The sequence below is a fragment of the Mesorhizobium sp. C416B genome (assembly GCF_030323165.1).
Classification (GTDB): domain Bacteria; phylum Pseudomonadota; class Alphaproteobacteria; order Rhizobiales; family Rhizobiaceae; genus Mesorhizobium.
Genome location: NZ_CP100471.1, coordinates 1311585 through 1334816, shown reverse-complemented (window position 1 = coordinate 1334816; position 23232 = coordinate 1311585). Strand labels below are relative to the sequence as shown.

Sequence of the window (23232 nt, the reverse complement as noted above, 5' to 3'; positions counted from 1 at the left end):
TATAGACCATGGACGCGCTGGATTTGCTCCGCAACCTCTTCGTTTATCAAGCCTGGGCGAATGGTGAATTGCTGGAGAAGCTTGCGGGCCTCGACCAGCAGGAGCATATCGATCAGCGCCACACGGCGACCCGTCTCATCAACCACAACCTTGTCGTATCGAAGATATTCGCCGCGCATCTTTCCGGCACGCGTCATGGCTATGCGTCCGACAACACCGAGGACACACCGGCACTCGATGAATTGAGCGCTGATGTCGCTGCGATGGATCGTTGGTATCTCGACTATATCGAAGCCGTCTCGCCAAAGCTCATGTCAGAGTCTGTGCCTTTCACCTTCACCGACGGCGACAGGGCGATGATGTCACGCCAGGAAATGCTGACACATGTCGTCACGCATGGCGGCTATCACCGCGGCGAGATCGGGCGGATCCTGATGCAGATCGGAATTGCGCCGCCGTGGGATACGTTTGCCGTCCACCTCCACCACGCCGAGCCTTCGCGCCGGCTGCAGGTGCGCGAGCGGGTTGGCGCTTAGGGGCCTGCACCCCTTGGCTTCCAAGGGATCGCGGCTTCCTGGGAGGAGGATTCCCCGATCTTCGTTTCCCATTTCCGTTAGGCATCTCTTGCGCCGAAGCTGGTGATCCCCCTTCTCGTCTGGGAGACGTCCGACACACAACAGGCTGTCCTTCAAGTGCTGTCTTTCCTGGCTTTCATCCAACCACTTTCGATATACGAGTAAAAAGCTCGCGTCTAGTTTAGTGCTGTTCCTGCAACCGTTGGGATGAAGCAAGATCAGCCTCTGCTGTGCGATGATTGTTGCCATCTGATAGGCCGCCGATGACCGCGTGAGATCGACGGCGTTGCAAGAGAATGTGAGCTTGACGAGAAGATCGTGTGAGTCGCGATATCAGAGATTTCTCTCGCAATAGTTCGCTGCGAAGCGGGAAGATTCTTTGCCGATTTCTGTGCCGATCATTGCGATCATGCTCTCAGCGTAACCGAAACTTAATCTGCGAAATTCTATGTAATGCTTCGCTGGCTAGATACGCACGAGTCAGATATGCATTAGCTCGCCGGGTCACTCACGGCCATCGGCACAAACGCAAGGGGCATCGCATGGCAAAGATCACGACGAAGGCGCCGGCGGCGAAAGCGCCGGCAAAGAAAGCGGCACCGAAAGCTGCCGCGAAACCTGCAGCAGTAAAGAAGGCAGCACCGAAGGCAGCGGCAAAGCCGGCCGCCAAGGCAGCGGCAAAGCCGGCAGCTAAGGCAGTAGCAAAACCCGCCGCCAAGGCAGCAGCGAAACCCGCCGCCAAGAAGCCGGCCGCCAAGGCTGTGGCGAAGCCTGCTGCGAAGGCAGCAGCCAAGCCCGCCGCCAAGAAGCCGGCAGCCAAGGCAGCGGCAAAACCCGCCGCCAAGGCTCCGATGAAGGCCGCCGCCGCCAAGTCGACGGCAGCTGTGAAGAAGGCTGCACCGGCCAAGAAGCCAGCCGCCAAGAAGAAGTAACAGCGGACCATCTCAAAGCTCCCGGGAACTTTGCCGACTGGCAGATTTCCGGGAGCTTTTTTGTTGTGATTTAGGTCTCGTTTTGATCCACGTCGTTCTCTCGCAATCGACGCCAATTCTATGCGACATGCATTGGCGACTTCATTGTCGGCGGATTGGCCGCCTGGTTTTGCCCTTCTGGCAGTTGCCCCTCAGGGAAGATCGGCCAACACTAAGGCGGTCGCATCCGATGGGGTTCAGGCGACGCGCTCTAGACCTTTGTTTTACGCGCGTCGTTCTCAAGACCGGAACCGCATTTTTGAGCGACATGCACTGGCCGTCCGAAAACAGGAAACCGATCATGCCGAAGCTGCTCTACGCGTCCTCATCCCCCTACAGTTCCAAGGTGCGCATGGCAGCACTCCATGCCGGCATTGCCGTCGAGCTGGTGCCGGTCAAGACCGAGGACAAGCCTGCTGAACTGATGTCAGCCAATCCTCTCGGCAAGATTCCGGTGCTGGTGCTCGACGACGGCCGCTCGATCCATGACAGCCGCGCGATCACCCAGCATCTCAACCGCGCTTCGAAGAGCCTGTTGTTGCCGCGCAATGCCGACAAGCGCCTCGAGGCCGAAGTGCTGGAGGCGCTGGCCGACGGCATATGCGACTGCGCGCTGTCGATGGTCTATGAGCGGCGCACGCGTCCGGAGGAGATGGTCTATCAACCCTGGCTCGATCGCCAGTGGACCAAGATCACCGCCGCACTCGATTTCCTCAACGCCAATCCGCCGAAGCTGCCGAAGAAGATCACGCTTGGCCAGCTGGCGTTGCGTGCCTGCCTCGGCTACCTCTCTCTGCGCTTCGCCGGCAAATGGGAAAAGGGCCGCGGCCGCCTGACCCGCTGGGCAGCGCGTTTCGATGAGAAGTTTCCGGGGCTGAAGGTGGCTGTGCCGGCCTGACGGGCGAAACAAAAAAAGCCGGGCGCGAGGCCCGGCTTTCTTGTGTCGTGGCTTGAACGACAGTTAGAACTTCATACCGACGCCGAAGGTGACGCGGTTGTCGCTCTCTTTGACCTTGGTGCCGACACTGTCGAAGCTCTTGGAACCGAAGTCGGTGTATCGGTACTCGACACGGCCGAACACATTGTCGGTGATCTTGATGTCGGTGCCGACGCCGGCCGTCCAGCCGAGCATGGTGTTGCTGTCGCTGTCGCCGGGGACCGAGACCTTCTGGTTCTTCAGGGCGCCGCCGCCGGTGCCGTAGAGCAGGATTTCCGGGGTCACGGCGTAACCCAGACGGGCGCGCAGCGAGCCTTCGAAGCCGCCCTTGGAATTGACGCCGCCGCTGTCACCCTTGACGCCATTGTAGCCGAGATCGGCTTCAGCACCGTACACGAAGTTTTCCTGCTGCCACTGGTAGCCGCCGAAAACGCCGCCGACAAAGCCCTTGGTCTTGATGTCGGGGCCGCCGTCCTGGACTTTGGCATGACCGCTGAAGCCGTAGCCGGCGCTGAGACCGGCATACGGGCCGGCCCAGGAAGCGACGGGGAGCTCGGCGATCGGGGCCGGCGCCGGGGGCTCTTCCGAGACGACATCGGCAGCAAAAGCGGTACCGCTGAGGGCGAAGAGCCCGAGCGCAACCGCGAGCGGCGCGAATTTGAGATTGGTTTGCATTGTTGTTTACTCCTTAAGCCACAAGACACGTAGGCTTGTTTGTCCTGAGCGCCATCAACCCGTCCGGGGGGTGAAACGGATCTGGCACTCAACGGTTCCGAATGTCGTGTCAAAATGCGGCGGCAGCGAACCTGAAAATGGGTCATTCCCCGGCACGAATGAGGCCGAAGCTTGACGTTGCATCTTCGCAACAGCGAAATGTCAGTACGCAGGCGATGCTGCACCGCACTCGGCTTGGTGCAACGGGTTCAGCGTCCTATATTGCGGTCCTGCCGACCCGAATCCGGGGCGGTGCCGGCGGCGAAAAAGCCGTTTCGCCACATTCCTGCCCCAGGTGGAAACGGCATTTAACCCCTGGACGCGTCACAATGTGCCGCTAGCCGAATTGAGGCGCAGATTGAGGATTGACAGATGATCGAAGCCGCCGGAACGGCGCTGGTGACGGGCGGGGCGAAGCGGATCGGCAAGGCGATCGTCGAGGATCTGGCCGCGCACGGTTTTGCCGTCGCCATCCACGCCAACCGCTCGACCGCCGAGGCCGACGCGCTGGCTGCGAGCATCAGGGACGGAGGCGGCCGCGCCGGCGTGGTAGCCGCCGATCTGACCGACATGGATGCGGTTGGCGATCTCGTCGGCCGCGCCGCGGCAGCGCTCGGCCCGGTCACGCTTCTTGTCAACAATGCGTCGCTGTTCGTCGACGATAGCGTCGAGGACTTCGACTGGGCGGCATGGGACCTTCACTTCGCCATCCATGTGAAGACGCCGGCGCTGTTGGCGCAAAACTTCGCCCGCGCCTTGCCGCAAGGGCAGGAGGGGCTGATCGTCAACATCATCGACCAGCGCGTCTGGCGGCCGACGCCGCGCTATTTCTCCTATGCGCTGTCGAAGTCGGCCTTGTGGACGCAGACCGAAATGCTGGCACAGGCGCTCGGTCCGCGCATCCGCGTCAACGCCATCGGTCCCGGTCCGGCGCTGAAGAATGCCCGCCAGGACGATGATGATTTCCAAAAGCAGGTCGATGGCCTGATTCTGAAGCGCGGCCCGCAATTGGCCGAATTCGGCGCCACCATCCGCTATCTCTGGGAGGCGCGCTCGGTGACCGGCCAGATGATCGCGCTCGACGGCGGCCAGCATCTTGCATGGCAGACGCCGGATGTGACAGGCATGGTGGAATGAGTCCCGCAGACCAGAAACACAAGACGCGCGCCGGCGCCGCCGACGATATGCCGCCCGACATCGAGCTTGAGGATGAAGCGGTCGAGGAGATCGTCGAGCCCGAGGCCACCGGGCCCGATGTCGCCTTCACAGCGATAGACTGGCAGCCGCATGCCGGCGACGCCGACGGCATGGTCGGCGCGGAGGTCATCCAGACACTGGTCAAGCGGCTGCCCAATGCGCCCGGCGTCTACCGCATGATGAACGCTGCCGGCGACGTGCTTTATGTCGGCAAGGCGCGCAGCCTGAAGAAGCGGGTGACCAACTACGCGCAAGGCCGGTTCCACACCGCCCGCATCGGCCGCATGGTGCGCGAGACATCGACGATGGAGTTCGTCGTCACCCGCACCGAAATCGAAGCGCTGCTGCTCGAGGCCAATCTCATCAAGCGCTTGCGGCCGCGTTTCAATGTGCTGATGCGGGACGACAAGTCGTTCCCTTACATCCTGTTGACTGGCGATCACGTCTCGCCCGGCATCTACAAGCATCGCGGTGCGCGCTCGCGCAAGGGGGACTATTTCGGACCTTTTGCGTCGGCCGGCGCGGTCGGGCGCACCATCAATTCGCTGCAGCGCGCCTTCCTGCTCAGGAGCTGCACCAACTCCTTCTACGAAAACCGCACCCGGCCGTGCCTGCTCTACCAGATCAAGCGCTGTGCCGGTCCCTGCACCGGCGAAATCTCGCATGGCGACTATGCCGAGCTGGTCAGCGAGGCGAAGGATTTTCTGTCGGGCCGCAGCCAGAAGGTGAAGACCGAAATCTCTGCCGCCATGCAGCAGGCCTCGCAGGAGCTCGATTTCGAGCGCGCCGCCATTTATCGTGATCGGCTGGCAGCGCTGTCGCATGTGCAGAGCCATCAGGGCATCAACCCGGCCACCGTCGACGAGGCCGATGTCTTTGCCATCCATCAGGAGGGCGGCCAGGTCTGTATCCAGGTGTTTTTCTTCCGCACCGGCCAGAACTGGGGCAACCGCGCCTATTTCCCCAAGGCCGATCCGGCACTGGAGGGGGCGGAAGTGCTGGGCTCGTTCCTGGCGCAGTTCTATGACGACAAGCCGACGCCACGGAACATTCTGCTGTCGCGAGGCGTCCAGGATCAGGAACTGCTGGCCGAAGCGCTGTCCACCCGCGCCGGCCGTAAAGTGTCGATCTCGGTGCCGCAGCGCGGCGAGAAGAAGGATTTGACCGACAACGCGCTGCAGAATGCCCGCGAGGCGCTCGGCCGCCGGCTGGCCGAAACCTCCACGCAAGGCCGGCTGCTCGCCGGCTTTGCCGAGACCTTCGGCCTGCCGAAGCCGCCGGTGCGCATCGAGGTCTATGACAATTCGCATATTATGGGCACCAACGCCGTTGGCGCCATGGTCGTCGCCGGGCCGGAAGGGTTTGTGAAGAACCAGTACCGCAAATTCAACATCCGCTCGACCGAGATCACGCCCGGTGACGATTTCGGCATGATGCGCGAGGTGATGGAACGGCGCTTTTCGCGGCTGCTGAAGGAACATGGCGATGTCGTTCCCGACGACGCGGCAGCCGGTGGAGCAGGCGACGACATCGAGGAAGACATCTCCGGCAGCTTCCCGGCCTGGCCGGACGTCATCCTGATCGATGGCGGCCAGGGCCAGATGAGCGCGGTGCGCAAGATCCTCGCCGACCTCGGCATCGAGGATCGCGTGGCGGCCATCGGCATCGCCAAGGGCCAGGACCGCGATGCCGGCCGCGAGCGTTTTTTCGTCAGAGGCAGGGACTCGTTTTCGCTCCCTGTGCGGGATCCCGTGCTCTATTTCGTCCAGCGGCTGCGCGACGAGGTCCATCGCTTCGCTATCGGTTCGCACCGCGCGCGGCGCAAGAAGGAATTGGTCAAGAGCCCGCTCGACGAGATCGCCGGCATCGGTCCCGGTCGCAAGCGCGCGCTGCTGCTGGCCTTCGGCACTGCCAAGGCGGTCAGCCGCGCGGCAGTCGAGGATCTGGTCAAGGTCGACGGTATTTCAGAGCAGGTCGCCAAGCTCGTCTACAATCATTTCCATGAGAGCTGAGCGCCGGTGACGCCGCTGTCCCGATGAAATGGCAGCAGCCGTTCTTTTCTCGCAGGCCACTCGAATCCCGGCAATCGCGCGCTATTTTCGTCTGGCCAATCGAATCTCGCCTGTTGACCCCCTACATCCGGTTCTGATTTGAGTACGCAGGCAGAAAGAGTCCCTGAGATATGGCCAAGCGCGCGTTCAACCTGCCCAACATGCTTACCTATGCCCGCATCGTCGCGGTGCCGCTGGTGGTGCTGTGCTTTTTTCTCGAGGGGCATCTGAAATCGAGCGACTTCGCCCGCTGGTCGGCGTTGATCATCTTCCTGCTGGCTTCGATCACCGACTATCTCGACGGCTATCTGGCGCGCGCCTGGCAGCAGACGTCGAACATCGGCAAGATGCTGGATCCGATCGCCGATAAACTGCTGGTCGCCACGTGCCTGCTGCTGCTCGCCGCCGACACCGACCGCCATGCCGGCATCGCAGGCTGGTCGCTGTGGGCGGCAATCATCATCCTGTGCCGCGAAATCCTGGTCTCGGGGCTGCGCGAATATCTGGCGGCATTGAAAGTCTCGGTGCCGGTGACGCAGCTCGCCAAATGGAAGACCGCCATCCAGATGGTCGCCATCGCCTTCCTGCTGGCCGGGCCTGCCGGCGACAAGATCTTCCCGCTGACCACGCAGACCGGACTGGTGCTGCTGTGGATCGCAGCCCTCGTCACGCTCTACACCGGCTACGACTATTTCCGCGCCGGCCTCAAGCACATCATGGACGAGTGAGATGATCACCCGGCTCATTTATTTTGCCTGGGTGCGCGAACGGATCGGCAAGCCTGAGGAAGACGTCGAATTGCCCGCGGGCATCGAGACGGTCGCCGACCTCCTGCGCTGGCTAAAATCGCGGGGCGAGGAATATGGGCACGCGCTGCAATATCCTGATGTAATCCGCGTCGCCATCAATCAGGAACATGTCGAGCATCGCGAAAAGATAGCCGGCGCGCGCGAGATCGCGCTGTTTCCGCCGATGACCGGGGGCTGACACCATGTCCGGCGCGCCGACGGTGCGCATCCAGCGCGACGATTTCGACGTTGCCGCCGAGATCGCGAAACTGACCGAGGGGCGCGCCGACATCGGCGCCGTGGTGTCCTTCTCAGGACTTTGCCGCGACGAGCAGGGCCAGCTGTCGGCGCTGGAACTCGAGCACTATCCCGGCATGGCCGAGGCCGAAATCACCCGCATCGCCGGCGAGGCACTTCAGCGCTGGCCGCTGCAAGGGCTGACCGTCATCCATCGCCACGGCAAGATCGCACCGGGCGAAAACATCGTGCTGGTGGTGGCGGCGTCCTCGCACCGGCAGGCGGCGTTCGAAGCGGCCAATTTCCTGATGGATTTCCTGAAATCGCGTGCACCCTTCTGGAAGAAGGAGCACCGCGTGGACGGCACCGATGGCGGCTGGGTCGAGGCCAAGGACGCCGACGACCAGGCTGCGGCGCGCTGGAAGGCGCGGCCCGAATAAATCTCGGCGCAGCCATGTATTGACCGCATTCCCTTGGCCAAATCGCATCGGCAAAAAGGGAGCAAGGGCATGCTGGACAGGATCGCCGAATTCTTCGTCTTCGGTTTTGTGCCGCTGGTTATCGGCGTTCTGGCCGTTCCCGAGCCTTCCGTCGCCGCCGAGAAAACCCTGAAGGGCGAGGTGATGTATCGCGAGCGCATCGCGCTGCCGCCCAACGCCGTGCTGTCGGTTCAACTTGCCGATGTATCGCTGGCCGATGCGCCGGCCGCCATTGTCGGCGAGCGCAAGGTAGCGCCGGCCGGCCAGGTGCCGATCAAGTTCGAGATCAGCTTCGATCCAACGGTGATCCGGCCCAACATGACCTATGCGCTGCAGGCGCGCATCACCGCCGACGACAAGCTGCTGTTCGTCACGGACTCGCGCTATCAGGTCGATCCGCTCAGCGAGGCGCCGCAGGCCATTGTGCTGAAAATGGTGGCGCCGAGCGACAAGCCGACCTCGGCCTCGCTGTTCGGCCAGAGCTGGCTAGTCGAATATATCGACGGTATCGGCGTGATTTCGGAGCCGCAGGCGACGTTCCGGGTCAGCGAAGCCGGCAAGGCGGGAGGCAGCGGCCCGTGCAACGCCTATTTCGCCACCGCCGAGGTCGAAGGATCGACGATCGCGGTCAACGACATCGGCTCGACCTACAAGGCCTGCGCGCCGGAGGTGATGGCCGAGGAAAAGGCGCTGTTCGAGGCGCTCGCCAAGGCGGCGTCATACCGTGTCGATGGCGGCAAGCTGATCATCGCCGACAAGGACGGCCGTGACATTTTGCGATTCAACGCAGCGAGCTAAGAATCAAGACTGCGGCGGCGGGGGCGCCGGCGTCAGGCCGAACCGGCGCATCAGGTCCATCAGCCTGGTGCGGTCTGGCGGGCCGCCAGTGCTGAAGATGGCGAAGGCCTCGCGAAAATATTCCGGGCCGATCGCCGCCGGTGTCACCACGCACAGCACCTTGGCGGTCGCGGCGGTGTCGTTGTCGAAGCGATGGACCGCGCCGCGCGGAATGCACAGCGCCTGGCCCGGCCCGATATCGTGCCGGTGTCCGTCGACGGTCAGCATCAGCACGCCTTCGATCCCGTACATCGTCTCTTCATAGTGATCGTGGCTGTGCGCCGGGGCGGGCAGGCGCTGCGAGCCGGCGACCGTCAGTTCGAAGGCGGCGATGCTGCCGTTCGACTGGTCGCCGGTAAGCAGGAAGCGCACGGCAAGGCCGCCATGGCTGATTGTCTCGTCGGCCGGATTGACGCTGATCTGGCTAGCTCTGTCTAGCATTTCACCCTCCCATGTGGTAAATCCGATTTACCGAAATGAGTAAACTCGATTTACCCGAGTGTCAATGCCATTATCCAGGGAAGAACCACCAAAGAAGCCACCGCTGATCGGTGCACTGCTGCGCGTTCCGGCCATGGCCATTCACCGCAAGCTGATCAGGGATCTCAGGGCGTCGGGTTTCGAGGACCTCAGCCCGCCGCATATGGCGGTGATCCAATATCCCGGCCCGGATGGCCTTCGGCCGAGCGCGCTCGCCGAGCGCGCCGCGATGAGCAAGCAGGCCATGAATCAACTGCTGAAGACGCTGGAAGCGATGGGTTATATCACTCGCTCGGCGGCACCCGATGAGAGCGGCGGGACCGTCGTCCACTTCACCGACCGCGGGCGCGCCGCATACCAGAAGATGGCCGACATCCTGCTCGACGTCGAGCGGGAATGGGCCGAGGAACTGGGCGAGAAGCGTTTCACGGAGCTGAAAACGCTGCTCGGCGACCTCTGGGACACGCCGCTCATCCGTTGAAAGCGGCATGAAGCCGAAGCCGGGACCTGACCAAAGAAAAAGGCCGGCGAAGTGCCGGCCTCTTGCATACATTGGTTCGCGTCGGCTCAGCCGACGATCTCGGTGTCGGAGAACCAGTACTTGATCTCCTGCGCGGCGGTTTCCGGCGCGTCGGAGCCGTGCACGGAATTCTCGCCGATCGACAGCGCGTGGACCTTGCGGATGGTTCCTTCGGCGGCGTTGGCCGGGTTGGTCGCGCCCATCACTTCGCGGTTCCTGGCAATGGCGTTTTCGCCTTCCAGAACTTGCACGATCGTCGGCGCCGACGACATGAATTCCACCAGTTCGCCGAAGAACGGACGATCCTTGTGGACGGCGTAAAAGCCTTCGGCCTCGCGGCGGCTCATCCACACGCGACGTGAGGCGACGACGCGCAGGCCGGCCTCTTCCAGCATCCTGGTGATGGCGCCGGTAAGATTGCGCCGGGTCGCGTCCGGCTTGATCATGGAAAAGGTGCGTTCGAGCGCCATGGGGTCGTCCTTGTCTTGAGATGGAAAGTCTTGAGATCGGAATGTGGAGTGGCGGGCTCTATACAAGCCGCCCGGCCCATTGCCAAGGGGAGGCGCCCCGGCAGCGTTATTCGACCGCGACCGCCCGCATGGCCGTTCGCAACGCTGTGGTCAAAGGCAAGGCTTTGCGGGAAAATGGCGATTGCGCAGGCACGCACGGTTTCGAAGGGAAACCAGCGGAATGGAAAGACATCGGACCATGTTTGACGGGACGCGCTGGCCCTACCACCACCTCAGGCCGGGCGACATAAAAGGGAGCCTATTGATTATCGGCATTTTTGCTGCCGTGGGCCTTGTTATGCTGCTCTTTCCGGGACTCCGCACAGATACGAACTTCGGCTTCGGCCCCGAATGGCAATGCACGCTGATGCCGAAGGGCGACCCGATCTGCGTCAAGCTGGTCGGCAAAGAGGGCGCGAAGTGACTGTCAGTATCACTACCGCCTGATAACAACGGGCGGCCGCCGGCGCTCCCAGCCCTCGCGCTCCAGCGTCGGCATCTCATGCTCCTCGCTGGGATAGCCGAGGCAGAAATAGCCGATCAGCGTCCACTCAGGCGGGGTGTCCAGGATTGCGGCCATCTCGGCGGCGTCGAGGATCGACACCCAGCCCATGCCGATGCCTTCCGCCCGCGCCGCCAGCCACAGTGTGTGCACCGCCATGACGGCCGAATAGTCGATGGTCGCCGGCATGGTCATGCGGCCGAGCCCGTGGCCCTGTTGCGTCGTGCGGTCGGCGAAAACCGCGAACTGGCAGGGCGCTTCATTGAGACCGGCGAGCTTCAGCCGGGCATAGAGAGCGGCGCGCTCGCCCGAAAAGCATGCCAGCGCCTCGGCATTGCAGCGCTCGAAACAGTCTCTCACCGCGCCCCGCCGCTCGGCGCTCTCGACCACCACGAAGCGCCACGGCTGGCTGAGACCGACGGACGGCGCGACGCTGGCAAGCTCCAGCAGCCGCTCCAGCGTATCCTCGGGCAAAGCCGTCCGCTCGAAGCGCCGCACATCCCGGCGCCAGCGCAGCAGCGTGACCAGCCCGGCGCGAAAATCATCGGTGAAATCGGGGGGTGGTGGCATGGCGATCAGGAGACTTGTGTGGGGAATAGGCAGTAGGCAGTAGGCAGCAGGCAGTAGGCAGTACAGCGCTCAGACCCTATTGCCTACTGCCTATTCCCTAAGCTGCTGCCGCCGCCTCCTTCCAGCAATGCCGGTTGAGCGGACGGGTCGCGTCGTGTCCGACGAGTTCATAGAACAGAATGGTCATTGGCGGCTGCGTCCTCGCGGTCTAATTAGGCGCCTGCGGCTGAAGCGGAACTCGTCGGCGGGAAAAAGATGAAACAGCATTTCATGATGTTCGCGGCCTACAATCAATGGGCCAATGGCCGCATCTACGATGCCGTCGCCGCACTTGACGAAGAAGAGTTCAACCGCGATGTCGGCGCATTTTTCGGCTCGATGATGGGCACGCTCAACCATCTGCTGGCCACCGACCGCATCTGGATGAAACGCTTCACCGGCGAGGGCGACGCGCCGGCAAAGCTCGACGCCATCCTGCACCGCGCATTGCCTGGTCTAAAGCTGGCGCGTGAGGCCGAGGACAGGCGGATCGTCGACTGGGTCGGCGGTTTGACCGAAAAAGCTTTGTCCGGCCGCTTCTCCTACATGACCGTTTCCGACATGCGCACCGTCTCGCAGCGGCTGGCGCCGGCGCTGGGACACGTCTTCAACCACCAGACCCATCACCGCGGCCAGGCGCATACCATCCTGACCATTCTCGGCCGGCCTTCGGTGCAGCTCGACCTGGCGTTTTTCCAACGCACCGACGAAGGCCGCGCCTACGCCTGATCTCCTGACCGCGCTTCCCGTTTAAACGCACGGGAGCGTTAACCGGTGCATTTGCGCGGCCGTCGATGCCCGGCACCAGCTCTGGATCCAAGCCGGGTTTGAGGACCCTGTCGGCACAACGCTGCCCGGTGACTGGGCCAGATGGCTGGGCTGTCAGTGGCCCGCCTTTTGTGGGCCTTCGGCTCCAGGCCGCCGCAGCCACAACCCGCTCCAACTCCGGTGGAATTTCTGTCGAGAGAATTAAACAAAGTTTAAATATTGAAGCAAAAACATATTTTTTTTTAGCAGACCAGTGCACGCCTTGAGAACTACAATCCTTATTCTTGGAAAAAATAAAGAAACTATAAGGAAGACTCGTGCGTAGCTGTGAGTGCATAAGCATATGTCTGCTTTGGTTTGCTGGCATGTTGCAATGCACAAAGCAGAACGGCAACAAGGAGAGTGTCATGGTTAATATCACTCAAAAAATCGCTAGAACACTGGCGGCGGGTGCAATTATCGTCATTTTTGCCGCTCCCGCGAATGCAGGCGGCGGAATTGGCGTCGGTGTCGGCGCATCTATCGGCGGTGCTGGCGGCATCAATGCCGGTGTTGGCGCTTCGATCGGCGGCAGCGGCGGGGTCAAGGCCGGTGCCGGCGCCTCGGTTGGCGGCAGCGGCGGTATCAAGGCGGGTGCTGGCGCAACGGTCGGCGGCAATAGCGGCGTTACAGCAGGCCTCGGCGCCTCAGTCGGCGGTAGCAGCGGCATTAAGGCTGGCGCTGGCGCGACGGTCGGCGGAGCCGGTGGCATCAATGCCGGTGTTGGGGCCACGGTCGGCGGCAGCGGAGGTATCAATGCCGGTGTCGGCGTCAACGTCGGCAGCGGCATCAACGTCGGTGTCGGCGTCGGCATTGGCGGAACGCCGGGCACGCCCGGTACCCCCGGCACTCCAGGAACTCCTGGAACACCAGGCACCCCTGGGACACCCGGTATCGTCGCTAGCATGTCGAACAGCCAGCTGACACGTATGAAGAAGCGCTGCGTCGATGTGCTCGCCAGCGAGGGCACCTACGACAGCGATCTGCGGCAGCTATGCCTTATGATCTCGCGTCGCTGAGACAGGTTTCGCCGGGAGTGTCGAGCCAGCCGTGAGGCTTTACGGCACTCTCCTACCGCATGGCCCAGACTTCCCGAGGGACATGCGCTGACGAGAAGCCTCCGGCCAGTCGGAAAGCCCGCCGCGCAAGTGGCGGGCTTTTTGTCGCCACTCACAAGGCAACCGATCGCGCCTTTCGATTGCCGGAGTTTTTTATCGTTTAACGGAAACGGTGAAACGCGCTATCCCTTTGTCTTGGTAATTCTCAGGGAAAGCGCCCACGCGCTTCTCCCGGGAAAGCTGCTCACACTTTCCTGGAATTGTTCTGGTTAACCACATTCGAATTGCAGGTAAGATTTTAGGGTTTCATTTGTGTTCCCGCTGCAAAATGGCGAACACAGTGGGAGAAATGGCATGCGGGTCGATCTTTCGCCCACGAGCTTGGGCAGGGTCATAGCAGTCACGGTTGTCGGCACGGCGATCTGTATCGCGGCGGCCTTCCTTGTCGATTCCTACAATTTTCCGTCGCTGTCGCCCGAAGCGTTGCGCTGGGCGCAGCTCACCGACCTGTTGCTGCCGCTCGTGCTGGGTGGATCGTTCTTCTCTTTCCTGATGTACAAGATGCGCCAGCTGGCGATCGCCCAGAAGAATCTGAGCATCGTCGCGGCGACCGACAGCCTGACCGCGGTGTTCAACCGCGGCGCGTTTTCGATGCTGGTCGAGGCCTATCTCGAACAGGCGCGCAGCCAGGCCGTCGTCGATGCCGGCGCCCTGCTGATCGTCGACGCCGATCATTTCAAGACCATCAACGATCGATTGGGCCACGATTGCGGCGATCAGGCGCTCAAGCTGATTGCGCAGACGATCAAGGCCCAGCTGCGCGGCGCCGACATCGTCGGACGCATCGGCGGCGAGGAGTTCGCCATCTTCCTGCCCGGCGCCGACCCGTCGCAGTCCTGGCTGGTTGCCGAGGGGATCCGGCGGCGCATCCGCGAGGTCGAGTTTGCCCCGGATGGGCGGCCCTGTCCGCTCTCGGTAAGCATAGGCGGCGTCGCCTTCAGCGGACCCACCACCTATGCCGACATGTTCCTGACGGCCGACCGGCACCTCTACAAGGCCAAGTCCAACGGCCGCGACCAGGTCAGTTTCGAAACGACCGGGCCGCGCGGCCTGCTCGCCGGTGATCCGACGTTGCATTGAGGGCTGGGACCGGTGCGCCGACAGCTCGGCGTAGCGCCTTACGCAATTCCAAGAAAAGTGTGTGTTCCCAGGAAAGCGCTTAGCGCTTTCCTTCGGAATTGCGTCAGAACAAGAAATAGAGTGTTTCGCCGTTTCCCTAAACGATGAAACGCTCTAGAGATAAGCATTTACAGATCAGGCGAGGCGTCTACTATCTGAGTAGGGATGATTCAGAGAGAATTGCCGAATGCTCATACATTTTGTCGATATTTTCGCCGTTGGGACATGTTTTTGTATTTTGGCCGATCCTTGCGCGCTATATTCGATATAGATGGTGAGGTCTTGGGTGGCAAACTTGGCTCTTAGAGCTGAGGTGGTCACCGAGCGTGGGCGTGGTTGGAGGCAGGATGGTATTTTCGGCAAGTAATTTTCTTTTCTTCTTCCTGCCTATCGCACTTGCCATAGCTCTTTTTGCCAAGCCCTCTGCCTTTCGGCCAAGCCTGCTCGTTCTGAGCTTGGCATTCTACTATTGGTCGTCAGGGTCCTATGTAATCATACTCATCGCGGATGTAGTCATCGCCTATTTCGGCGCGCTGGCTGTCGACCTTTGCAAAAGCGCGAGATTGAGAAATGCAGTTGTCGGGGCGGCAATCGTGCTGCTGGTCGGCATTCTCGTGTTCTTCAAATATCTCAATTTCATAGCGGTGAACGTTGACCTCACTTCAGGCAGCAATCTGTCGGCGACATTCGCCGGCATAATCCTCCCCATCGGCATATCCTTTTTTACCTTTCAGGCATTGTCTTACCTGATCGACGTCTACCGTCGTGAAATTCCTGCAGAGCGCAATGTCGTGCTCTTCAGTACGTACTTCACATTTTTTCCGCACCTGATTGCCGGCCCGATTGTGCGGTTCCGGGACGTCGTGGATGATTTTCGAGCGCCGAGAATATCTCTCGAGAACTTCTCCACTGGGGCCACCCGCTTCGCTCACGGCCTCATGAAAAAGGTGATCATAGCCGATGGTATTGCGCCGATCCCCGATGCCATTTTCGCCGCACCCCACGACACCATAGGTTTTGCCACGGCATGGCTGGCGGCCGCGACCTACGGCATCCAGTTGTATTTCGACTTCTCCGGCTATTCCGACATGGCCATCGGGCTTGCCCGCATGTTCGGCATCCGCTTTGCGGAAAATTTTGAGAGACCCTACGCCAGCCGTTCGATCACCGAATTCTGGCGACGCTGGCACATCTCGCTTTCAAGCTGGTTTCGCGACTATCTCTACATCCCGCTGGGGGGAAGCCGGCATGGCAGGATCGCGACCTATCGAAACCTGTTGATCGTCTTCGCGGTAACCGGCCTCTGGCATGGCGCCTCCTGGACGTTTTTCTGCTGGGGTATGTTCCACGGGCTTTTCATCCTGGTCGAGCGCGTGGCCACCGGCACCTGGCCGAAAGTGCTGGAGAAGGGGTGGCTGCGATATGCCTATTTCCTGCCGGTCGTGATGCTGAGCTGGCCGCTGTTCCGCGCGACGTCGCTTGAACAGGCAATGTCTTTGTGGAAGGCGATGGCTTCGCCCGTCGCCGCTGGTGCATTCAGCCTCGATGCGGCTGCGCCGATAGCCACGACCAGCCTGATCGCCCTTGTGGCCGGTGCGGCAATTTACGTTTTGCCCGGCCGGCTTTCGTTCGGCCAGTTGCTGACAAGCGAGACCAGAGGCGATAAGCTGTATGTCGCCGGCGCCTGCTACACGGTTGTTGCCCTGATGGTATGTCAGGTGTTGGCGCTGAGCGGTGGCTACACTCCGTTCCTGTATTTCCAATTCTGATGAAAACAGCCAGAAAAATATGCAGCGCAATAGTCACCGCGGCCTTCGTGGTCATCATCGCGTCGCCGCTGTTGGTGCTGGCTGTTCGCGGCGCCGTTGAACCTTATGGTCAGAAGGACTTTACCGCTTTTCCTGCGCCGGAATCTCTGCGGGCAAGTTCAAGCGGCGCTTTCGATCAACTGGCTTCCGCCCTTCTGGAGCGTTCCTGGTTAAAGCGGTCCGCCATTTCCATTCGAAATACCGTATTACTCAAAGTCGTTCGCCAATACGACCACAACAACATCGCTACTGGAAGAGACGGCTGGATATACTGGAAAGGCGACTGGTTCGAGGGGAAATGTCAGGAACGGTATAACGTGGAATTGGCTGTCTCACGTATGGATGCCATGATTGACGTCGCCGGTGCTTCCGGCATTGAGATGTATTTTACGATAGCGCCTGATAAGTCGACAGTATATCCAGAATTTCTCGACCCTCACTTTGAAAAATACTGGGCCTGCAAACAGCAGAGTGCCGACCTTCTGCGATCGACGATCAGAGCCAAAGCACCTCGGATTGTTGATCACTTAAGCGCACTGCAGGAGGCAAAAGGACGTTCAAACGGCACCGATCTGTATCGCAAGACAGACACCCACTGGAGCTACTTTGGTGCGGCCATCGCCTTTCGCCAATTGCTCGTAGCGATCTTCCCCGATGGCAACGGGGTGCGGCCGCCAGTACTAGCCGGGAAAATGGCTCAGAATCCGACAGATCTCGAGACGCGTATGCTGCTGGTAGGTAACGGCGAACCCGAAAGTGAGATAGACACCCCGGCGGAAATAGAGGCGCTTTCTTCGTTCAAGCAGGTCGACCAAGCGGTCTCCACCGTAATCTTGCATGATTCGTTCTACAATAAAGTCATAGGCTTGACGCAGCCATTCCGACACGCCGTCGAATACTTTATGGACCTTTCCGATCCACAGGGGATCACGAACGCGGTGCTCGCCAGCCAGCGGCTGATCGTCAGCCGCGTCGAGCGAGCGGTCGTCGATTCGGTGTTGATCGGCCCTCTTTCGTGGTCCAGCACGCTGGGTCAGGCTCTGGTCGCGCGCGACGAGTTGGCTGCTAGGGAATGCAGAGATTTTGCCCCTGCCACCGGTGAGCCGAAGCTTCAAGCTATGGTTGTTGGCGCGAGTGGTTTTCTTGCGACCGCCCCTGATCCACAAATGATAGCCACCGTGCCCGTCTCGGATATCAGCCGAACAACCCCCTGCGTTCGCCTGCAGCTTACGCTGAACAGCCCAGATGTGTTCGAGATCTTTTTTTCACCACACGGAGGCGAGGATGGAGCTTTTGTGGCCGGCCGGTCGATTCAACTACCCCTCGGTGCTGGCGACCACGCGATTGCGCTGGTTCTGCCCAACTATCTTGCCGGAAGCTCCATTCGTATCGACCCAGGTGATTCCGGGCAGCAAACGATCATGAGGGATTTAGAGTTTGGCTGGCATTCGAGCGAAGCGACTCCATGATCCTGTTCCTGGGCAGGTCATTTTCGCGACAATGCCGGAACCCTTGACGGTGAAGTGATGGCTACGACGCAGAAAGAGAGAAACATCAATGTTGAAAGCCAGGGGGATAATGGGAAGAAGGACCGCGGGCATTCAGATCAGCAGTATGCTGGGGAGCGAGCCTAATATATTCTGTGAGGCCCGGTGGAGATATCAGGATCAGTAATTGTCCAAGAACTGCTTGAGGCCTCCGCCGCACTCGGTGAATTAAAGGCAAAAGGAAGGAGTCAACGATGTTGCCAATGAAGGAACCGAGTCACAACAGCCCGCCGGTCCGGTCGTCAAAGGCGTTTGAAACCAACGATTTTCTGCGCGCCCTCGCCAAAGTATGGGCGGACAGATACTCGGTCACTCCGGAACTTCATGAATATGATCACATTTTCGGCCATCTGGTCGCTCGATTGTCGACAGGCGAGGAAATAAAGTTATTCGAAGCACTGAAGCACTACTTTGAGAATGGCGCCGCCAATGCGCAACAGGTTCGAGAGCTTATGACATCATTGGGCTTGCCCAGGGATGCCAGGGCGCTGGAATTTGCAAGCGGCTATGGTCGCGTGACGCGACATTTGAAGGACCTGAATTTAGTTGCCTGCGACATTCATCCCGAAGCGGTGTCCTTTTGCACTGAGGTGCTGAGTGTTGCGGCTATTCCTTCGGCCAGCATTCCCGAACACTGGAAACCTGGCGAAAAGTTCGATTTCATCTTCGCCATTTCGCTATGGTCGCATCTTCCGGACGGCTTGTTTCAGCGCTGGCTGTCTGCGGTGTGCGCCGCTCTCAAACCGGGCGGGTACCTGATGTTCTCCACACACGGCGCGCATGCTGCAAGCGTTGTTCCACAACTTGCCGAAGTCATCAGCAATGGCCAACAATATGGCTATCTTGACGGGTCTGATCAGAAGGATCTAGATCCGTCTATCTATGGCTCCACCGTCGTGTTGCCACCGTATGTCATCAAGGCGATCTACGATGCCACGAATGCACGCATCGTATCGTTCAAGCCAGCCGGATGGTGGGGCTTGCAGGATGAGTGGGTCGTTAGGGTTCCCTGACCGGCTTCCTCCGGTGATATAAGGCAGCGGGGCGGTGATGACCGGCCGCCGCAGCGCGAACTGAGTCCAGTCCATTCGGAGGCGAGCGGATCGGAACGGACAGGGTCGGCCGATCAGACAGGAAGTCGACGATCTTCTTCATCGCTGCTGGCGAGAACGCGTCGTCCCAGTCTGTCGGCCAATTGAAGCGCGAGCCCTGCAGCCGCTTGTCGTATTGATCGACGCGCGAGATGGCGTCCTTGAGCCCGGCGACCACGCCCTCCAGTGTCGGTTCCACCGGGATCAGATTGGTCGAGATATCCCGCAGGCTCTCCGCCGTCTTGTTTTCGAACGTGTTGGTCACGGTCCACATACCGGCCGAGGCCATCTCGAGCGGCACCAGGCTGGGATGCGGCGTCAGCATCAACGAGAGGCCGACATCGTGGTGCGGCAGACGTTGAGTATACGTCTGCAGGTCGGTCTTGGGCATCATCTCCAGAACCACGTCGCGCGTCAGCCTGATCTTGCTGGCGCCGCCGATCGAGCCCATGCCGTAGAATTTCCACTTGTCGGCGTCAAAATCAGGAGAACGAGCTAGCTCTGCAAGCGCCATCATTCCGAGCTCAAACATATTGCGCGCGGCGTGGGCCTCCGGGCGGGCGTAGAAAAGAATGCGCCGCTCGCGATCACGCATGTCGTTTATCGATGGTTTGAATTTCTGAATGGCATTGCGGAATACGGCGTGGTTCTTGTCCGCGCCGGGCTTCGAGAAGACGCCGATCCTGTTCAGCTTGAAAAAATCGCGCAGCAAGGGCGTCGAAAAAAGCTGGAATTGCGGAAAGCGGTAAGACTGCTGGAAAAGCGCGGCGATTGTGTTCATAGGCAGGAAATAGGGTTCATATTCCTGGACCATGAACATGAAACGGTCCTGTCCCAATTCTCGGCTGGCGCGGTGCGCGACATGAGCCCCCCAGCCATTGGTCGCGATGAAGCGATCGTCGGGGCTGACGAACAATTCCTCTTTGCGGTCATGCCGATGCTCGATTTCGATGTCGTCGAACAATCGCTCGATGCCTGGATAGCCCTTGATGCGCTCGCGGGCGAGCGTCATGTCCAACTCCGTACGTTCCATAGTCACGATCCGGACGAGAAAACCTTCCCGGCGCAAGCGAAGCGCCAAGCTGAACATGCCGATATAGCCGCCGAAAATGTATTTGAAGTCGATCGTGGCCAGAAGGATGTTGACGCGCTTTGGCTCGTGGCGCGATACGTGCAACGTCAACGGCTGGATATTGCGAAAAATCCAGTTGTTCTCCATATCTTCGATGCTCAGTATCCCGCCGGCGGCGACGGCCATCGGTAGAGCTTCGGACCCTGTCTTGATCTTGCGGACATATCGCAAGTATTTGGTTTTCCTTAATCGATAGGCGAGATTTCTTGCTCTGGCCCCCAAGGCGGCGTTCATCAGCAGGCCCTCGACGTTCAATGTCGAATGACGCCGCAATATTCTTGAAATTTTCAGACGTATCGGTTCGAAGATACCGGTCGTCAAACGTGGGATTCGGTTGGCCGTCTTCTTGAGGGTGCTCGACATTCCAGGGTTTCGCAGCCGAAGTGTTTCGGCGAATACTGCCTTTTCCAGCGCCCCCGAAAAATCCGCGCGTGCTTGCTGCAGCAAGGTCCTGCCTGCGTCGAGCAGGGCGCGCTTGTTTTTTGCGCCTTTCAGGATGGCTCCTATTGAATAGGAGACCCCGCGGTAGCGCTTGATAACCTGCCCGATAACGTTGGCACCGTGCTGATGGTAATCGTACAGAGGCTCCTCGATATAGGAAATCCCGCCGGCAACCTCGGCGGCAAGCGCGATCCATTGGTCGTGGTAGGCGTCCATCAGTCGCTGCGGAAACGGCAGGATACGGTCTAGGATGTCGCTGCGAAAAAGGCTCGCGGCGCCGGTCACGCTATTGGCAAGGAACAGCGAAAGAAAATCCGTATATTCGTTTTTGCGGTCGGTCCAATATGTGTCGGAGATAACCTCGCGGCCGGTCACGATGCGACAATCGCTGAATGCAAGTTTCTTGCTTTCCGGCAAAGCATGGATGAGCTTCGTCAGTTTGTCGGAGTGCCAATAGTCGTCCTGATCCGCCAGTGCGACGAACTCGGCGTTGACGGGCACCAGCGAAAGGCATTCCTCGAAATTGTTGTAGAAGCCTTTGCGCTCCTTGTTTTTGACATAGACGAACCGGCTGTCGTTTTCGATCAGGTCCAGAATGTCGTTGCGGGAGGCTGCGCTGGAACTGTCGTCGGTGATGATGCAGATCCAGTTCCTATGGTTTTGCTCCCGAATCGATCCGATTTGCCGTTTCAGAAGCTCAAGCGGCGGATTGTAAGCCGCCATGCAGATGGCAACCTTGGCCCCTTTGGCAGGCCACTTCACCTTCACCGGACGACGGTTGGCTCCAGGCTGGAACTCGAAGACAGCAAGCGACTGCTCGATCATCTCTCCCGATTTAAGCTCGGCGAGCAGTCGCAGTTCGCGGCTCTCCGGCTCGGCAATCTCCTCGATCGGCAATATCGTGATGAATTCGGAAAACAGGCTGCCGCCGGTCGGATCCTGTGCGGGATGGAAGTAGTGCACGACATCGGGCCGAGCCCAGGAATGGTTCTTGATTTCGTGCTGCCTGGTTCCGTCCAGGACATAGAGCCGTCTGATCGCGTTGCCGGGACAGAAAGCCCAGCCCTGCAGGTACAAAGCAAGCCCCTTGCCGACGTGAAACGAGCGGCTCGACGGAACGTCGAGTCCGCACATAAGCTTGGGATGCTGAGGCGTATTTTCTCCTAAATCTGGCTGCCCGGTTATAGGGATTCCGGCGACCGGAATTTCGGCAGGTAGTGAGTTGTCTTTGTCGGCGACAGGTTCTTTGCGGAAGTCAAAAAACTGCTGGATGCCGAGTTGCGTTACCGCAGCGAACAGGGCGCCGATATTGGCGCTATTCCACCGGTTACTTGTCGTGCGCGATAATACATCTCGTGTATTCGCCAAGTGTCCACCCATCTGCGCGCCGATATTGTTTTTCCATACCGGTCTATGACATGAGGATCTAGAAAAATATCGTGCCGTTCCTCATGCTGTGATGGCAGGGTAGCCATGAGAGCTCAATTTCACAACATGAATTCGAAGCTTGTCGTCATGTTTCATCTTATACTTTTAACAGAATACCGATCTCAGCTTTCAAATCGCAGAAATTTGCACATAAATTAGGCTCTGTTGTGAAAAGTTATATTTTGTCGTTTATGTCTGGCAATGTACATCCTGGGCGGATGAACACGAACAACCGCGAAATTCAATTTGTTTGGCGGAAAATATCGTTTTTCATAGGTGGGCATGCGGAGTGGGGACGAGGCGCCACGCATGCCCTTCTCGAAACCTGTTCAAAAGGCCGGCGCGATCCGGGCCGATGGCGGCAAGCTCTCCAGTCGCCGCAGTGCCGCTGCCTGCGTCTGCGCTGTCGGATGGACTGGTTCGCCAAACCTGGGACCTGATTTGGCCAGACATGCAGCCCGTGCCGGCAAATGGCAGCAATCCGTGGCCAGCCACCGTCAGCAATTGGCGCTAATCTCCGGCGAGCTGATCTTCGGCCACAACGAGGGCAGGGTGTCCAATCTCATGGACCTCAAGGCGGTGCTGGTCATCGCGCTTATCTTCATTCCGCTGGAGCGGCTGTTGCCGCTGCATGCGGAGCACTCGTCGGCGCGCGGGCATTGGCCGAACGACGTCGTCTACCTCTTGTTCAACGGCATCATCATCAAGATTGCCCTGATCATCGTCATCGGCACAGCCATGCTGCTGCTGCACCAGCTTGTTCCGGCCGGACTTACGCAGGCGGTGCGGTTGCAACCGGTCTGGCTGCAGGCGATGGAGGTTCTGGTGCTGGCCGATACCGGCTTCTACCTGTCGCATCGCGCCTTTCACGCCGTCCCGTTCCTGCGGCGCTTCCATTCGATCCACCACAGCGTCGAGGAGATGGATTGGCTGGCAGCGCACCGCGTCCATCCTGTCGACCAGATCCTAACCAAATCGGCGTCGTTCCTGCCGGTCTTCGCGCTCGATTTTCGACCCCCGCCATACTGATCTTCACATTGGTCTGTCAGTGGCAGTCGCTGTTCATCCATTCGACACGCGTATCAGGGTCGGACCGTTGAAATGGCTGCTGGCGTCACCGCAATTTCATCACTGGCATCATGCCAATGAGCGCGAAGCCTGGGACAAGAATTTCGCCGGGCAGCTGCCTTTGCTCGACATGCTGGGAGGCACATTGTTCATGCCCGACAGGATGCCGCAGAATACGACACCGATGACCCGGTTCCCTCGCTCTATCATCAGCAGCTTGCCTATCCCTTTGTCGGCGATCAACTCTTTGTCGGCAACACCGAACAG

At 59.9% G+C, this 23232-nt stretch carries 24 protein-coding genes; 18 read left to right on the top strand and 6 right to left on the bottom strand.

Annotated features, from left to right (window positions below; genetic code table 11):
• The first annotated feature begins 8 nt into the window (after positions 1-8).
• The 3 genes from NLY43_RS06790 (at position 9) to NLY43_RS06780 (ending at position 2444) form a co-directional block, all read left to right on the top strand.
• Complete coding sequence (locus NLY43_RS06790) at positions 9-536, top strand: DinB family protein (RefSeq protein WP_023711920.1); 528 nt, start codon at positions 9-11, stop codon at positions 534-536.
• A gap of 581 nt (positions 537-1117) precedes the next feature.
• Positions 1118-1507, top strand: a complete 390-nt coding sequence (locus NLY43_RS06785; RefSeq protein ID WP_023711919.1) for a hypothetical protein — start codon at positions 1118-1120, stop codon at positions 1505-1507.
• A gap of 340 nt (positions 1508-1847) precedes the next feature.
• Positions 1848-2444 carry a glutathione S-transferase family protein gene (locus tag NLY43_RS06780; protein WP_023689091.1) on the top strand — a complete coding sequence of 199 codons (597 nt, stop codon included), beginning with the start codon at positions 1848-1850 and terminating at the stop codon, positions 2442-2444.
• A 63-nt stretch (positions 2445-2507) separates the two neighbouring features.
• Here NLY43_RS06780 and NLY43_RS06775 read toward each other — a convergent pair whose 3' ends face one another.
• Positions 2508-3158: an outer membrane protein gene (locus NLY43_RS06775; protein WP_023673452.1), complete on the bottom strand. Its 651-nt coding sequence runs from the start codon at positions 3156-3158 to the stop codon at positions 2508-2510.
• A gap of 411 nt (positions 3159-3569) precedes the next feature.
• On the opposite strand from NLY43_RS06775, the gene NLY43_RS06770 reads away from it, so the two are divergent.
• From NLY43_RS06770 to NLY43_RS06745, 6 genes are all read left to right on the top strand, one after another.
• On the top strand, positions 3570-4334 hold the full coding sequence (locus NLY43_RS06770; protein WP_023684725.1) for an SDR family oxidoreductase: 765 nt from the start codon (positions 3570-3572) through the stop codon (positions 4332-4334).
• On the top strand, positions 4331-6406 hold the full coding sequence (gene uvrC, locus NLY43_RS06765; protein WP_023711918.1) for an excinuclease ABC subunit UvrC: 2076 nt from the start codon (positions 4331-4333) through the stop codon (positions 6404-6406). The genes NLY43_RS06770 and uvrC overlap by 4 nt, the downstream gene beginning before the upstream one ends.
• Before the next feature lie 170 nt (positions 6407-6576).
• Positions 6577-7173 (top strand): CDP-diacylglycerol--glycerol-3-phosphate 3-phosphatidyltransferase, encoded by a 597-nt coding sequence (gene pgsA / locus NLY43_RS06760; RefSeq protein ID WP_023673449.1) that lies wholly within the window; start codon positions 6577-6579, stop codon positions 7171-7173.
• A 1-nt stretch (position 7174) separates the two neighbouring features.
• Positions 7175-7432, top strand: coding sequence for a molybdopterin converting factor subunit 1 (gene moaD, locus NLY43_RS06755; RefSeq protein ID WP_023711917.1), 258 nt, complete (start codon positions 7175-7177; stop codon positions 7430-7432).
• Positions 7433-7436: 4 nt separating this feature from the next.
• Positions 7437-7910 carry a molybdenum cofactor biosynthesis protein MoaE gene (locus NLY43_RS06750; protein ID WP_023711916.1) on the top strand — a complete coding sequence of 158 codons (474 nt, stop codon included), beginning with the start codon at positions 7437-7439 and terminating at the stop codon, positions 7908-7910.
• A gap of 69 nt (positions 7911-7979) precedes the next feature.
• A complete protein-coding gene (locus NLY43_RS06745; protein WP_023711915.1) occupies positions 7980-8747 on the top strand; it encodes a YbaY family lipoprotein in 768 nt (255 codons plus the stop codon).
• Between the two features lie 3 nt (positions 8748-8750).
• On the opposite strand, the gene NLY43_RS06740 is transcribed toward NLY43_RS06745, so the two are convergent.
• Entirely contained in the window at positions 8751-9227 is a 477-nt protein-coding gene (locus NLY43_RS06740) for a cupin domain-containing protein (RefSeq protein WP_023711914.1), read from the bottom strand.
• A gap of 64 nt (positions 9228-9291) precedes the next feature.
• Here NLY43_RS06740 and NLY43_RS06735 point away from each other — a divergent pair, with 64 nt between their 5' ends.
• Positions 9292-9747, top strand: coding sequence for a MarR family winged helix-turn-helix transcriptional regulator (locus tag NLY43_RS06735; RefSeq protein ID WP_023711913.1), 456 nt, complete (start codon positions 9292-9294; stop codon positions 9745-9747).
• An 86-nt stretch (positions 9748-9833) separates the two neighbouring features.
• Here the strand turns inward: NLY43_RS06735 and ndk are convergent, their stop codons facing one another.
• Entirely contained in the window at positions 9834-10256 is a 423-nt protein-coding gene (gene ndk / locus NLY43_RS06730) for a nucleoside-diphosphate kinase (RefSeq protein ID WP_023673443.1), read from the bottom strand.
• Positions 10257-10494: 238 nt separating this feature from the next.
• Between ndk and NLY43_RS06725 the strand changes: the two genes are divergently transcribed.
• Positions 10495-10719, top strand: a complete 225-nt coding sequence (locus tag NLY43_RS06725) for a hypothetical protein (RefSeq protein WP_023754715.1) — start codon at positions 10495-10497, stop codon at positions 10717-10719.
• 12 nt (positions 10720-10731) lie between these two features.
• Here NLY43_RS06725 and bluB read toward each other — a convergent pair whose 3' ends face one another.
• Positions 10732-11367, bottom strand: coding sequence for a 5,6-dimethylbenzimidazole synthase (gene bluB, locus NLY43_RS06720; RefSeq protein ID WP_023705333.1), 636 nt, complete (start codon positions 11365-11367; stop codon positions 10732-10734).
• Between the two features lie 255 nt (positions 11368-11622).
• Between bluB and NLY43_RS06715 the strand changes: the two genes are divergently transcribed.
• The 6 genes from NLY43_RS06715 (at position 11623) to NLY43_RS06690 (ending at position 18818) form a co-directional block, all read left to right on the top strand.
• Entirely contained in the window at positions 11623-12135 is a 513-nt protein-coding gene (locus NLY43_RS06715; RefSeq protein WP_023673440.1) for a DinB family protein, read from the top strand.
• A 446-nt stretch (positions 12136-12581) separates the two neighbouring features.
• Positions 12582-13232 (top strand): hypothetical protein, encoded by a 651-nt coding sequence (locus NLY43_RS06710; protein WP_023689083.1) that lies wholly within the window; start codon positions 12582-12584, stop codon positions 13230-13232.
• Positions 13233-13625: 393 nt separating this feature from the next.
• Complete coding sequence (locus NLY43_RS06705; protein ID WP_023711912.1) at positions 13626-14411, top strand: GGDEF domain-containing protein; 786 nt, start codon at positions 13626-13628, stop codon at positions 14409-14411.
• A 386-nt stretch (positions 14412-14797) separates the two neighbouring features.
• Complete coding sequence (locus NLY43_RS06700) at positions 14798-16219, top strand: MBOAT family O-acyltransferase (RefSeq protein WP_023711911.1); 1422 nt, start codon at positions 14798-14800, stop codon at positions 16217-16219.
• Positions 16219-17727, top strand: a complete 1509-nt coding sequence (locus tag NLY43_RS06695; protein WP_023711910.1) for an alginate O-acetyltransferase AlgX-related protein — start codon at positions 16219-16221, stop codon at positions 17725-17727. Before NLY43_RS06700 ends, NLY43_RS06695 begins: the two co-directional genes overlap by 1 nt.
• A gap of 272 nt (positions 17728-17999) precedes the next feature.
• The gene (locus NLY43_RS06690) at positions 18000-18818 is read left to right on the top strand and encodes a class I SAM-dependent methyltransferase (protein WP_050590315.1); all 819 of its coding nucleotides are present in this window, start codon (positions 18000-18002) and stop codon (positions 18816-18818) included.
• Here the strand turns inward: NLY43_RS06690 and NLY43_RS06685 are convergent.
• Positions 18805-21837, bottom strand: coding sequence for a rhamnosyltransferase WsaF family glycosyltransferase (locus NLY43_RS06685; RefSeq protein WP_198025480.1), 3033 nt, complete (start codon positions 21835-21837; stop codon positions 18805-18807). The two genes, NLY43_RS06690 and NLY43_RS06685, sit on opposite strands and share 14 nt — an antisense overlap.
• A gap of 501 nt (positions 21838-22338) precedes the next feature.
• Between NLY43_RS06685 and NLY43_RS06680 the strand changes: the two genes are divergently transcribed.
• The gene (locus NLY43_RS06680; RefSeq protein WP_245264011.1) at positions 22339-22926 is read left to right on the top strand and encodes a sterol desaturase family protein; all 588 of its coding nucleotides are present in this window, start codon (positions 22339-22341) and stop codon (positions 22924-22926) included.
• A gap of 108 nt (positions 22927-23034) precedes the next feature.
• On the opposite strand, the gene NLY43_RS06675 is transcribed toward NLY43_RS06680, so the two are convergent.
• Entirely contained in the window at positions 23035-23208 is a 174-nt protein-coding gene (locus tag NLY43_RS06675) for a hypothetical protein (RefSeq protein WP_245264012.1), read from the bottom strand.
• Positions 23209-23232 lie beyond the last annotated feature (24 nt).